9 protein-coding genes are annotated in these 12,744 nt (G+C 71.5%); 1 reads left to right on the forward strand and 8 read right to left on the reverse strand.

Annotated features, from left to right (window positions below):
* The first annotated feature begins 24 nt into the window (after window positions 1-24).
* Window positions 25-159 (forward strand): hypothetical protein, encoded by a 135-nt coding sequence (locus tag AB8P05_RS17105; protein ID WP_472759478.1) that lies wholly within the window; start codon window positions 25-27, stop codon window positions 157-159.
* 141 nt (window positions 160-300) lie between these two features.
* Here the strand turns inward: AB8P05_RS17105 and AB8P05_RS17110 are convergent, their stop codons facing one another.
* The 8 genes from AB8P05_RS17110 to AB8P05_RS17145 form a co-directional block, all read right to left on the reverse strand.
* Window positions 301-3,573 (reverse strand): type VI secretion protein IcmF/TssM N-terminal domain-containing protein, encoded by a 3,273-nt coding sequence (locus AB8P05_RS17110; RefSeq protein WP_472759479.1) that lies wholly within the window; start codon window positions 3,571-3,573, stop codon window positions 301-303.
* On the reverse strand, window positions 3,561-4,301 hold the full coding sequence (locus AB8P05_RS17115) for a DotU family type IV/VI secretion system protein (RefSeq protein WP_472759480.1): 741 nt from the start codon (window positions 4,299-4,301) through the stop codon (window positions 3,561-3,563). The genes AB8P05_RS17110 and AB8P05_RS17115 overlap by 13 nt, the downstream gene beginning before the upstream one ends.
* Complete coding sequence (locus tag AB8P05_RS17120) at window positions 4,298-4,498, reverse strand: hypothetical protein (protein WP_472759481.1); 201 nt, start codon at window positions 4,496-4,498, stop codon at window positions 4,298-4,300. The genes AB8P05_RS17115 and AB8P05_RS17120 overlap by 4 nt, the downstream gene beginning before the upstream one ends.
* Window positions 4,499-4,766: 268 nt before the next feature.
* The gene (locus tag AB8P05_RS17125) at window positions 4,767-5,138 is read right to left on the reverse strand and encodes a hypothetical protein (protein WP_472759482.1); all 372 of its coding nucleotides are present in this window, start codon (window positions 5,136-5,138) and stop codon (window positions 4,767-4,769) included.
* 14 nt (window positions 5,139-5,152) lie between these two features.
* Window positions 5,153-8,248 carry an ABC transporter substrate-binding protein gene (locus tag AB8P05_RS17130; protein ID WP_472759483.1) on the reverse strand — a complete coding sequence of 1,032 codons (3,096 nt, stop codon included), beginning with the start codon at window positions 8,246-8,248 and terminating at the stop codon, window positions 5,153-5,155.
* Window positions 8,249-8,294: 46 nt separating this feature from the next.
* A complete protein-coding gene (locus tag AB8P05_RS17135; protein WP_472759484.1) occupies window positions 8,295-9,689 on the reverse strand; it encodes an HlyD family type I secretion periplasmic adaptor subunit in 1,395 nt (464 codons plus the stop codon).
* Entirely contained in the window at window positions 9,686-11,368 is a 1,683-nt protein-coding gene (locus AB8P05_RS17140; protein ID WP_472759485.1) for an ATP-binding cassette domain-containing protein, read from the reverse strand. Before AB8P05_RS17140 ends, AB8P05_RS17135 begins: the two co-directional genes overlap by 4 nt.
* Window positions 11,365-12,702 carry a TolC family protein gene (locus tag AB8P05_RS17145; RefSeq protein WP_472759486.1) on the reverse strand — a complete coding sequence of 446 codons (1,338 nt, stop codon included), beginning with the start codon at window positions 12,700-12,702 and terminating at the stop codon, window positions 11,365-11,367. Before AB8P05_RS17145 ends, AB8P05_RS17140 begins: the two co-directional genes overlap by 4 nt.
* Window positions 12,703-12,744: the final 42 nt, after the last annotated feature.

The following is a 12,744-nucleotide window of genomic DNA, read 5'->3' on the forward strand; positions in this document are numbered from 1 at the left end:
GAGCTTTCTGGAGGAAAGCGGAGGATGAACGTCAATTGCGTTCCGGCGATTGACAAACGAATGGCCATCGCCGCCCAGGGCAGCGCAAAAAATAACCGGATTGTGATTGAACCGTCCGGCGGTCAGGAAATATCTGGCCGCCAGCTTTTCGAGTACTGAACCGTTGATACGGTTTTTTTGATTAAGAACGAATTAATCGCCTATCAGGGTAATCGGGATTTTTGGAAGATCGTGGATCGTCTTGTCGCGACCTGTGACGATTTTCGTCATCGCCATTTCTTCCAATTTCCTGTTTTTCCATCATTGCGGGAAGCGGCTGGGCAGTTCCAAGGCCCGCGCGGGCAGGGTGGTCCGTGAACCGGCGCCGAACGATGCGGTCATGAAAAGCACCGTGTCGCGCACCGGTTCGCCGCCTATGGTCTGGGTGGGCAGCGCGATGCGCAGCAGCGTGCCGTCCCCGGTGGATGCGGCGGGCGCCGACCGGCCCTTCAACAGGCGCAGCAGGGCCCAGGGGCCGCGTTCCACCAGGGTCAGCGTGTCGCTGGCCGCGGCTTCCGCCTCGCTCGCCATGGCGTTCTTCGGACGGTAGGGCGAGCCGGCGGCCCAGCGGAAGCTGAGCATCAGCGGCTGGCCCGCCTTCCAGACCAGCGGTGCCGCACCGGCGGAGGCGCCGACGGCAGCGCTGCCGGAGCGGATCGACCAGTCGATGATGTGCTCCGCCCCATGCTCCTGCGCGCGGTTGCTGCCGTAGGTGAAGCGGACGTTGACCGGCGTCGAGCGGACGACGGCGTCCAGCAGCGGCCTTGCGCTTTCCATCCGTTCCAGGAAGGCGGCCAGTTCGGGCGTCGCCCCCTTGGTGACCGCGGCCCGGTTCTCGTCCAACTGCGCGAAGAAGCGGCGGACGTCCTGCGGATCGGCATCGGGCGCGCCGCGCGCGAGGTCCGGGCGGACGAAGGGGAAGCGGCCGGCCAGCGACTGCGAGAAGATCGCGGCAAGCTTCGTCACCGCGGGCTCCGCGTCCGGCATCGGCGGCACGACGGCCGGCACCGGCAATGCCGAAAGGCGGACCGGCGGCGGAGGTTCATCCATGACCGGCGCCGGGCTGACCGCAGCCGTCCGCTTGGGCGCTGCGGGTTCGGGCAGTGGCGGCGGCGGAGGTGGCGGTGCGGGGCGTGGTTCGGCGGCCGGCGCTACCGCGGCGGTCTCTACCGGTTTCGCTTCGGCAGCGGCGGGTTTGGCCGCGGCAGCCGGGGGCGGGCTGTCCGGGACCGGAGCGGGAAGGGCATCGGCCATCTGCGCCGGAAGCGCGGCCACCGCCGGACTCAGGGTCAGCGCGCCGCCCTCGCCGCTGGTGAGCAGGGGGCCTGCCTGCGGCGCCTCCAGCGTCAGGACGGCGGCACGGGCGGCGGTGGCGGCGGTCGACAGCGCCTCGGTGATGCGGTCGGTGGTGTCGCGGCCGGGCAGGTCGGCGATGGCGGCCTTCTGGAGCGCCACTTTGATGGCGTCCGGCAGACCGCGCGACGGGTCCTGCAGCGCGGCGGCGATCGGCCAGCCGGCCGCCTCGGTGACGGCATCGACCAGCCGGCGGAGGTCGGCGACATCCTCCGCGGTCGGCGGTTGCGGCAGCTCGCGCAGCCGGTCGGCCAGGGCCTGCGCCCGCAGGCGCAGGGGATTGCGGGCGTAGAGTTCCTCGGCCAGCGGGGCGGCGAGCTGCACGGACTCCGCCCGCACCGCCGCCGCGATGGTCCGGGCGTCCAGGTTGGGAAGATCGGCACCGGCGGCGATGCGCGTGATGAAGCCGTCGGTGGCCGCCAGCGGCGAGCGGGGTACGGCGCCATGGACGCTCTCCGCCAGCGCTACCAGCTCGTCGAAGCCGCTGTTGCGGCGGAAGCGGTCATAGCGTTCCAGCGCGCCGCGCCGGCCGCCGATGCGGTCCAGCTGCGCGGCCAGCCGGCGGAAGGCAGGAAGATCCTCGACACGCCGGGGATTGGCGGCCGGCGGCAGGTCGGCCAGGGCGGAGCTGGGCAGCAGGGCGTCGCGGATCGGCCGCAGCACCGCCCGGCGCAGGGTGACCGAGGCGAGCCGCCGCTTGTCCTCGTCGAACCCGCTGAACAGCGAGGTCGGCAGCAGCGGCGTTGCCAGCCGGTCGCGCTCCATCGCGGCGGTGGCGGCGATCACGCGGCCAGCCGTCGGGCCATCGGCAACGGCGTCATGCGACAGCAGCGCCCGACGCAGGTCGCCGACCGACGCCGCCACCGCGGGGACGCCGGCCGACACGGTGGCGAAGCCCTGCCACGCCGCGACCGACAGGACGGCGGCGGAGGCTGCCAGCGCGGCCTGCGCCGTGCGGCGGCGACGCCGGCCCTGCAGGAATGCCGCTTCGGACGGGCGGCCATAGCCGGGCTCGGCGAAGGCGCGGCCGGGCAGCAGGTCGCGCGCGAAGGCCGGGCGGCGCCCGCCGGTGGCGGTCGCGCAGGCGCCGGTCACGGCGATGCCGCGCAGCGGGAAGGGCTCTTCCGCCCCGTTGCCGCCCAGCGCGCCGTCGAGGAAGAGCGCCAGCGGGTGGCGCAGCGCATCCAGCGACGGGGCGAGCAGCGGCAGGCGCACGCCTGCGGTCCCCGCGGCGAAGGCGTCCGCCTCCAGCAACGCCAGGTCCGATTGGATGGCGTCGAACGCCTCGCCCACCCGAGCGGGTTCGAAAGGCAGCAGCCAGTCATGCGGGCTGGTCCAACCCAGCACGCCGTCCAGCATGGCCGCGGGAACCGTGGCGCAGAGGTCGCCGAAGCCGTCCAGCGCCTCCGCCCGCACCATCACCACATGCACCGGGCAAACCATGCCCAACTCGTCGCGGATCGCCCGCAGCCGTGCGCGAAGCGCCTCCGCCCGCTTGGCCAGCGCCTTGCGCGGCGCCTCGCGTTCGGCGGCGGCGCGCAGCTCGTCGGCGCCCACCATCAGCAGGATGCCGTCCAGCGGCCGGCGCATCGGCCGCTTGCGCATCGCCGCGACCAGCGACGGCCAGGAGGCGTCGAGCTTGGACCCATCGGCGGAATCGGCGCCGGCATGCAGGATCGCCGCCCCTTCGCAGAACCACCAGCAGCCATTCTCGGTGTTGCCGTCCTCGGGCCAACTGACATGGCTCGGGTCGGTGGCGAGCAGCGCAGGGGCGCCGACGCCGAAGGCGAGGAACCAGGGGATGTCGCCGCGCCGCAGCGGCCCGCGCATCTGCCGTGCGAGGATGTCCAGCCCCTCGCCGTAGGTGCGCGCCAGTGGTGGCTTGCCGGCTGCGGCCTTCGACGGCGGCGGCGCTTCCGCCCTCACATGCAGGGGCGAGGATTGCATGGCCTTGCGTGCCGGCGCCCTGGCGCGGGCCGCGGCCTTGGGGGCGGGCTTGCGGCGGCGGGGCAGCCGGGCGCGCAGCCCGGGCCAGACCGCCCGCGCCGCCCGGTAGAGGATGTAGAGCGGCAGTGCCGCCAGCGCATAGGGCAGGAAGGCGAAGACGAAGGACAGGATCCAGCCGATGGCCGACCCGATGGTGGAGAGCACCAGCTCCAGCGTGAGGATCAGTAGGACCATGACATCCCCATATCCTCGACCGCCGACCGGGCGCCGCGCAGGTCGCGCTGCAGGTCGTTCACCGCGGCGGACCACAGCAGGTGGGAGACCAGCAGGAACAGCGCCGCCGTTCCGCCGACCGCCCACCACCAGCGCCGGCTGGACGGGCGGAAGCTGCCGATCACCGCACCGGCGGGCGGATCATAGGCGCGCGGGCTGGCAAGTCCGCTTCCCGGCCTTTCGCTCCCATCCTCCCGGCGGCTGACGATCCGATGGAGCTGCGGGCGCCGCGCCGCCGCCTGTGCGTCGTCGGGAAAGCCCAGCGCCAGTGCGGCGAGATAGACGGCGGCAAGCTCGCGGTCGGCCTTGGCGCCCTGGCGGATCAGGTCGTCGGCCTGGACGAACAGGGTCTGCAGCGTGGCGTTCGCGCCGAACAGCCGACCGGCGACGACGGCATCCGCCGGCTTCACCTGGGCCAGCGCCCGGTCGGCCAGCATCGCCATCGCGAAGACCGCCTTGACCACCGCGCCATGGGCGGCCGGCCCCTGGGCGGATGCGGCGCCGCTCATGCCGTGGAGCGTCGCGACCAGCCGCTCGGCTACCGAGCCGGCGGGCGCCTGCTCCTGCGCGCAGCCGGCCAGCAGATCGGCATGAAAGGCGCGGAACAGGGCCAGCGCGCCGGGGGCGGCATCGTTCTGCACGGTGGCGGGAGGGACGGGAGCGGGCGAAGGGGCGGGCCGGACGGTCACGGTGCGGTCTCCTTCGGCAGCGGCGCCACGGTGAAGCCGTCGCGTCCCAGACGGACGTCCAGGGGGGCGCCGCCGTCCAGCAACTGCCGGTGGGCACCCGGCGTGCCGTAGCGGGCAAAGACGACGGTCGCCGACGGGCTGGCGGCGAAGGGGGAAGGCTGCGCAGGACCACGCTCTGGCCGGGCACCATCTCCCACGACGCGATGGCGATTTGCCCGGCGGCCCCGCCGTGCAGGGCCGCACGGTCGCGGAACCATGCAGCGGCATCCAGCATGCCGATCCGTCGTGCCAACGCCGCGTCGGCCACCCGGACCACGTCGACGGCGACCGGGCGGCGGTCGTTGGCATCGGCATCGGCGGCGATGCGGAGCATGGGGGTGGAGCTGTCGGCTGCGGGCCGGGCGGGCTCGCCCGTGGCGCAGCCGGCAAGCAGCAGGGCGATCGCCGGAACCAGACGCTTCATGGTCAGCCGCCCGCCCCGCCGGCGCAGACATAGCCCGCCGGCGTGTGGCGATACCAGTTGCCCGCCGCCTCGGCGCAGGGCGCCAGGACGCGGTCGTTCCGCTGCGGCGGGGCCGGCTCCGCCGCCGGCGGTTCCGCGCCCTCCGCTGGCCTGCCGGACGTCGGCCGGTTGACGAGGGCGAAGGACTCCTCGTCCTCCTCCAGGATCATGACGTAGCGCGTGCGCTTGGACGGGTAGCGGATGCCGACGTCGTACTCGCCGTCGGCCACCCGTTCCAGGATCGCGACGGAGCTGCCGGTGCCCAGCGGCGCGCAGCCCGACCCGGCAAGCAGGACCGGCAGCAGCAGCGCCGCGGCGAGGAAGAGGCGGTTCATCGGGTTGCTCCTGCTCATGCCGGGACGGCCGCCTGCGGGCCTGGAACGGTGGCGGTGACGGCGGTCACCGCGGCGCCCGCCTCCATCAGGTCGGGCGGTGTCGGGTCGATGCCGGCGTCGGCCAGCGTGCGGTAGACGGAGCGCCAGACCAGTTCCGGCACGGCGAAGGTGGCGTCGTGGTCCTTGACCCAGAAGAACAGGTTGTACTTGCACAGCCACTGCCCGTTGACGGCGCGGAAGCCGTCATAGCGGACGAAGGGCAGCCCGCCGGTGGCGCTGGGCATCACCTTGTCGGCGGCGCGCAGCGCGGTGGTCAGCAGCCCGCCCATCCGGCCGGGGTCGTGGCCGGCGTCGGCGAAATACTCCAGCTTCATCGACACGCGTTCGACCGCGCTGAAATTGACGACGGTCGCCTCCGACACTTTGGCGTTGGGCATGGCGACGATGAAGCCGGCGACGTTGCGCACCCGCACCGTCCGCCATGTCATGTCCACCACGACGCCGCGGACGATGTCGGTGATCTGGATGGTGTCGCCGATCTGGAACGGCCGTTCGATGTTCAGGACGATGCCGGAGAAGACGTTGGCGATGTTCGCCTGGATGGCGAGGCCGACGACCATGCCGACGAGGCCCGACGCCGCCAGCAGGCTGGTGATCGGCTGCTTCAGCACGAAGGCGATGATGCCGCAGCCGGCGAAGCCGAAGACGATCAGGGTGGAGAAGCGGCGGACGATGGCGGGGATCTTGCGCTGGGTGCGGATCTCCAGCGGCGTCCAGACGAAGCGCTCCAGCGTGCGGTCGACCAGGATGGCCGGCACGATCCACCACAGAACGCTGATTCCGTTCACCACCATGGCGATGCCGCTGGGCGGCAGCGTCGCCACCGCCTGGTCCAGGGCGATGTTGCCCGCCGACATCAGCAGGAGCGGCCAGGACAGGATGCGCATGAACAGGGTCTGGATCTTCCAGAACTGCCCGCGGTCGCGCCGGTCCATGAATGCTGCGAAGACCGCCAGCACGGCGCTGAAGATGGCGATGTAGACGAAGAAGTCGCGGTGGATGAAGTCCCGCGCGGCCGGTGCATCGGGCGTCGCCACCACGCCGAAATCGACGCGGGAGAAGTCCGGCTGCGGCCGGCCGAAGCCGACATAGTTGGGATCGCCCTCGCTGCTCACCGTGGCGACGTCCTGGGAAATCCAGGCGCGCGACAGCCGCCAGCCCGGCGACGGTGCCAGCACCCGCTTTGCCCGCAACTGGTCGAGCAGGGTGGAGCTTTCGCTTTCGCCCTCCAGCGCCCGGCGGAAGCGGTCGGCAAGGCTGAGGTCGGCGGCCGACGCGGTTTCCGCCGCCGCCATCGCCTTCAGCTTCTCCACGAAGTCGTTGGTGTTGACCAGCGACATGCCCAGCACGTCGGTGACGAACATCACCGTGTTGCGGTTCTGCGTCCGGTGGCGGAAGCTGACGCCGACGGAATGGCTGCCGTAGGGCGGCCGCTGGTCGGAGAAGTTCAGCGCGAAGCGGCCTTCGATCCGGTAGGCGACGTAGGTGGTGACCTCGCCGCGCTCCTCGCGGTAGGGCTTGCCGAGATCCACCGGCTTGACCGCGTTGGTGAAGACCACGTCGGCCGGGTTGAAGGCGCCGCGGTAGCGGAACCAGACCGTCAGGTTCAGCGTCGCCTCGTTGGCATCCGGATTGAGGTCGCGGATCTCGTGCAGTTGGACGCCGGTGTAGATGACGTCCGTCTTGTACATGAAGCGGTCGTTGACGTAGAGCGCGCGCCCCCGCTGCACCTCCTCCAGGAAGTTGGAGACGCCGGCCTCGCGGATCGGCTGCAGCTGGGTCAGCGCCGCCACCGGGTTGAGGCCGTTGTAGGTCGCCATCATCACCGGCAGGGTCGCCTGACCGCGGCCGTCGAAGGTCCAGGTGCCGGCGGTGCCCTGGAACGCGGCTTCCGCGCGGTCATGCCCGGCGATGGCGAGGCGGAGCCTGTCGCCGTCCGGCTTCCCGCTGGCCGGAGTATCGGCGGCGATGGCGTCGGCGACCAGATCGACGCCGTCGGCGCCCAGCGCCGCCGCCCAATCGGGCACGGCGTTGAAACGCTTCACATATTGGCCGTAAAAGCGCTGCGCACGCTCGTTCGCCGTGTCGAACAGGATGGGCGAGGAGACCAGCAGGCCGTGGCCGTAGGCCTCCGGCGTCAGCGCCTTGGGATTGGCTTGCGTCTGGGCGACGATCTCGGTGCGGAAGGCGGCGGTCGCCATCTCCGAACTGCCGGCGATCAGGTTGCGCACCCCGGCATCGCGCAGCGCCACCACCACCCGCGCGCTGTCCACCGCGGAGCCGATGACGACGACGGCACCGGTCGGCATCTTCTCCTTCACCGCCTGGGCGAGCGCCGGCAGCGCGCCGGCCCCGCCGCGTCCCGGCGCGTAGGTCCATTGGCTGACCAGCCGGGTGCCGAAGCGCTGGAGGATGGCGTCGAACTGACCGGCGAGCGACGCCGCCTGCTCGCTGTCCTCGCGGACGATGGCAACCGTCGGTTCGCCCACCACGTTGCGCACATAGTTGGCGAGGAAGCGGATCTCGTGCGTGCGGTCGAGCGTGATGCTGAACAACCACGGGCTGGGCGCGGCGTCGGCCGCACGGATCAGCGGGCGCGGGGCGATCAGCGGGATCTTCTTCTGGGCGTAGATGGCCGCGGCGCTGTCCGTGGCGTCCGGCGTGTGGCCGATCGCCGCGACGACCGAGGGATCGTTGGCGACGCGGCGGGCGATCTCCAGCGACTTGCCCCTGTCGCCCTCGTCGTCGAAGGGCTTGACCTCCACCGGGCGTCCGCCGATGCCGCCGGCCGCGTTGATGGTGTCGGCACGTAGCGCGGCACCCTTGCGCAGCGCCAGCCCCAGCGCCGCGTCCGGCCCGCTGAGCGGCCCCACAACTGCGATGGCCAGCGGCTCCTCGCTCCGCTCGCCTAGGAAGCCGGCGCGCACCACCAGCGACACCAGCACGGTGACCAGCATCGCCGCCGCCAGGATCAGGGCGAAGCGCGCCTTCTTGGTCATGTGCGACCAGCGCAGCGGCGGCCGGGAACGGGGCTGGAGCGAACTCAGCATCGGGTGAACCTCGGGAGAGGGGAAAATCGCGTCGCGCGGACCATCCTCAGCGCTCCTGCATCGCGTGCTGCAGGCCGTTGAGGACCGGCGAGAAGACGTAGTCGAGGATCGTGCGCCGCCCGGTCAGGATGCTGCAGGTCACCCGCACGCCGGGAAACAGCTCGTAGGTCTTGCCGCCGTAATCGAAGCGGGTCACCGGCAGCTCGACGCGGACCTTGTAGTAGGACTGCTTGTTGGCATCGAGCAGGGTGTCGGGGCTGATCGTCCGCACCCGCCCCTCGATATGGCCGAAGCGCGAGGCGTCGCTGCCGGCCAGCGTCACCACCACCGGCTGGTCGGCGCGGACATAGCCGATGTCCTGCACCGGCAGGCGGGCGTCCACCACCAGCTTGCCGTCGCGCGGCACCAACTCCACCACCGTCTCGCCGGCCTTGACCACGGCGCCCTTGGTGGAGACGGCCAGCGTCTTGACGATCCCGTCCATCGGCGCCCGCAGGCTGGAGCGGTCAAGGCTGTCCTGGTAGCGGGTCAGCCGCTGGGAAAGCTCGTCGTGATTGCGCCGCGCCTCGTCCAGCGCGTTGCGGCTTTCCTCTTCGTACTTGCGGCCGATCCACACCAGCTTGCTGCGGGATTCCGCCAGCGCCGCCTCGGCCTGGGCCAGCGTGGCGCGATCCTCGGCGATGGCGCCGGTGATCCGGGCATCGTCGCGCAGAAGCTCCAGATGCTTCATGCGGTTGGTGATCTCGCGCTTCAGCAGGCTTTCGCTGATCGACAGCTGTTCGCGGATCAACCCCTGCGCCACCTGCGATCCGGAGATGCGGGCGCGGACGGCGGCCATCTGCTGTTCGCGCTGCACGATGTCCTGGCGCTGGATGTCGATGTCGGACGCCAGCCGGTCGCGCCGTGCGCGAAACAGGTCGCGGGTCTGCGCCACCAGATCGGGCCGCTCGCGCATCAGGCGGTCGGGGAAGTCGATGGCGTCGCGGCGGGCAACCTCCGCGTCCAGCCGGGCGATGTCGGCGGACAGCGAGCCGAGGCGCAGCCGCAGCTCTTCCAGGTCGGCGCGGGTCTTGGTCTGGTCCAGTTCGACCAGCACCTGCCCGGCCTTCACCGACTCGCCCTCCTGCACCAGGATGTCGCGGACGATGCCGCCTTCGAAATGCTGGACCGACTGGTTGTAGGCGAGCGGCACCACGTCGCCGGGGGCGCTGCTGGAGATGTTCAGTTCGGCGACCGACGCCCAGCCCAGCGCCGCGAGGAAGGCGGCGATGCCGACCGCGAACAGGCCGTCGCCGAAACGGCCCTCGACCTCCTGCGCAGGCGGAGGCAGCAGGGATGAGGGCAGGGGGGCGGCCGGTGCCGGCGCCATTGCAGCGCCCAGCGGCAGGGGCAGGCTAGGCCCGGCGGGCGGCTTGCGGGTCAGCAGGGGGAACGGCTTCATGACGCCACCATCCCGGCCGCGTCGCGGCTCATCGCCATGTCCTGCGGCTGATCGAGGTCGAGCGCCAGCGAGGCGCCCTGGAGGATGCGCGGATCGTGGGAGGCGATAACCACGGTGTGGCCGGCGCGCGCCAGTTCGATCAGCGTGCGGTAGACGACGGCGGTGCCTTCGGCGTCCAGCCCGTCGGTCGGCTCGTCCAGCAGGATCAGCCGGCCGCCGACCGCAAGCGCGCGGGCGAGCGCCAGCCGACGGCGGTGCCCCACCGGCAGCTCCTGGCCGAAATTGCGCAGCGGCGTGTCGAGCCCCTGGGCGCAGTCGGCCACCGCGCGGTCGGCGCCGGCCCGGTGCAGGACGGCGTGCAACTCCGTCTCCGACAGGCGCGGATTGGCGAGCAGCAGGTTCTCGCGGATGGTCCGGTTGAGGAAGACCGGCTCCTGCGGCAGATAGCCGACCTGCTGGCGCCACCAGACGGGGGCAAACTTTCGGATGTCGACGCCGTCGGCCAGCACGGCGCCCTCCTGCGGATCGGCAAGCCCGGCGATCAGGCGGATCAGCGTCGACTTGCCGGAGCCGTTGCGGCCCTTCAGCACCAGGATGTTGCCGGCGGGAACCGACAGGCTCAGGCGGCGCAGCAAGGGCGTGACGGCGCCGGGCGGCGTGTAGGTCAGGTCGCGCAGCTCTAGCGTGCCGCCATAGCGGGGCAGGCTGGTGCCGGTCTGCGGCTCCACCGCCGTGCGGGCGAACTGCTCCAGCCGGGCTTGCGCCTGCCGTGCCATCGCCAGCGATTCCCCGATCTGCGCCAGCCGGGTGAAGGGGGCCAGCGCCCGCCCCACCAGCAGGTTGACGCCGATCAGCGATCCGACGTCCAGCTCGCCGCGCACCACCAGCACCGCGCCGACGGCGATGACGGCGACGCCCTGCAGCGCCTGGAGGCTCTGTGCCGCCGATTGGGCGCGACCCTGGCGCATCGACATGCGTTCGCGCAGGGCCCGGAGCGTCTTCGCCGCGCGCTGCCAGTCGCCCAGCAGCGGCTTGGCGCCGCCGAACAGCGCCACCGCGTCGCGGCCGACGATGGCCGAGGTGACCAGCCCCTGTGCGTCGGCGCCGGCCTGGGCCAGATCGCGGCCGACCGCGCGCATGTCGGCCTGGGCCAGCAGACCGGCGGCGATCGACAGCAGGGTGAAGACCACGCAGATCGCCGCCAGCGGCCAGGACACCAGCGCCACCACCAGGATGAAGCCCAGGGCGAAGGGCAGGTCGAACAAGGTCGCCAGATTGGCGGAGCCAAGTGCGGCGTCGATCTGCTCGGGCGCGCGTACCGCCTCGCGTCTTGCCGCGTCGCCTTCCGCCGAACCGGCGCCGCTGCGCGCGGTCATCAGGATGCCGAAGGCGCCGGTGGACAGCCGGTCATGCTCCGCACGGCCGATGCGGCCGGCGATGCCCAGGCGGACATGGCGGAACAGATGTTCGAAGGCGATGGACAGCACGACGCCGACGGTCAGCGCCGCCAGCGTGGAATCGACGCCGTGCGTCACATACCGGTTCAGCACCAGCATGGTGTAGAAGGACGAGGCGAGGCCCAAGAGGTTCGCGGCGAGGGAGGCCGCGAAGACACGCGCCGTCAGCCGCAGGTTGGAGCGCAGCCGCAGGAGCAGCAGTCCGATGGCGCCGCCGGTCATTGCTGGTCTCCCGTTCCGCGTCTGCGCTTGCCGTCCCGGTTGTTGGAGGGGGCGGAATCCTGCTTGCCCGGCCCGTCGAACAGGCCGCGCCCCATCGCCGACAGCTTCGGCATCGGCTTGGTCTGGATGTCGGAGGCGCTCAGCCGGCCCATAGCCGCCAGCAGGCGGTATCCGGCAAGCACCAGTTCGGTTTCCGCGGCGGCGGCGTCGCTGCGGGCGTTGATGAGCGTCGTCTCGCCCGACAGGATGTCGATGAGGGAGCGGGAGCCCAGCTCGCGCTCCGCCCGCGCCACGTCGAGGAAACCGGCGGCGAGGCTCGCCTGATCGTTCAGCAGCCTCACCTGCGACCGCGCGCTTTCCAGCCGGTTCCAGCTGTTGCGCACGGTTTCCAGCACCGTGCGTTCCTGATCGGCCCAATTGGCGTCGGCGGCGCGCAGGTCGGCTTCCGCAAGGCGGACGCTGTTGATCGCGGTCAGGCCGGTGTTCAGCGAGAAGGTGACCTGCAGCTTGAACAGCAGCTCGTCCTGCCGTCCGGGCTGGCCAGCGACATCCCGCTTCATGTTTCGCTCTACATAGCCTTCCACCCGGGGATAGAGGCTGCGGCCGCGCACGGAGGCCACCGCCTCCTGCGCCGCTGCGGTGGTCAGGGCCAGTTCCTGCAGGCGCGGGTTGTGGCGGCGTGCCTCCTCCACCGCCGCGTCCATCGACGCGGGCAGGGCGGCCTTGGTCATCGCCAGCACCTCCGCGCCGTCGAGCCGGAAGGGCACATGGCCGAAATAGGCCTGGAAGCGGTTTAGCGCCGTCTGCATCGCCTCTTCCGCCGCGACCCGGCGGGCCTGGGCGCCGGCAAGCTGGCTCTTGGCCTGCAAGACGTCGGTGGAGAAGCCGTAGCCTTCCTGCAGCCGCACTTCCTCAAGGCCCGTCTGGCGGCGGATGTTGTCCTCAGACTGGCGGGAGAAGGCGAGCAGCCGGTGGGAGCGCACGAGGCCGGCATAGGCGCTGAGCCCCTCCACCAGCAGTTCCTGGCGGGTGCGCTCCACCGCGATGTCGGCGCGGACCACGGAAACCTGCGACCGCCGGATGTCGGCGTTGGTCGCGTCGAAATCCCAGATCAGCTGGGTCGCGCGCACCGAAAGCTGCTTGGCGTTCAGGTCGGTGTTGGGCATGCCCGCCGGCTTGCTGGTCGATTCCCGTCCGCCGTTCGCCGACAGGCTGAGCGTCGGATACCAGCCGCCATGGCTGATGCGCAGCGCGTTGCGGGCGGACTCCGCCGCCGCCTCCACCGCCTTCAGCCGGTCATGCCGGTCCGTCGCCTTGCCGATCAGGGAGATCACGTCCTCGCGCGGAGACGCAAACGCAGGTTGCGCACCCCCGGC

This window comes from Azospirillum sp. VT-I1, assembly GCF_055698305.1.

What these genes read in the sequence shown, in the direction of transcription:
- AB8P05_RS17105 (WP_472759478.1), top strand. Translation starts at nt 25, where the DNA reads ATGAACGTCAATTGCGTTCCGGCGATTGACAAACGAATGGCCATCGCC.
- AB8P05_RS17130 (WP_472759483.1), bottom strand. Translation starts at nt 8,248, where the DNA reads ATGCTGAGTTCGCTCCAGCCCCGTTCCCGGCCGCCGCTGCGCTGGTCG.
- AB8P05_RS17110 (WP_472759479.1), bottom strand. Translation starts at nt 3,573, where the DNA reads ATGGTCCTACTGATCCTCACGCTGGAGCTGGTGCTCTCCACCATCGGG.
- AB8P05_RS17140 (WP_472759485.1), bottom strand. Translation starts at nt 11,368, where the DNA reads ATGACCGGCGGCGCCATCGGACTGCTGCTCCTGCGGCTGCGCTCCAAC.
- AB8P05_RS17135 (WP_472759484.1), bottom strand. Translation starts at nt 9,689, where the DNA reads ATGAAGCCGTTCCCCCTGCTGACCCGCAAGCCGCCCGCCGGGCCTAGC.
- AB8P05_RS17125 (WP_472759482.1), bottom strand. Translation starts at nt 5,138, where the DNA reads ATGAACCGCCTCTTCCTCGCCGCGGCGCTGCTGCTGCCGGTCCTGCTT.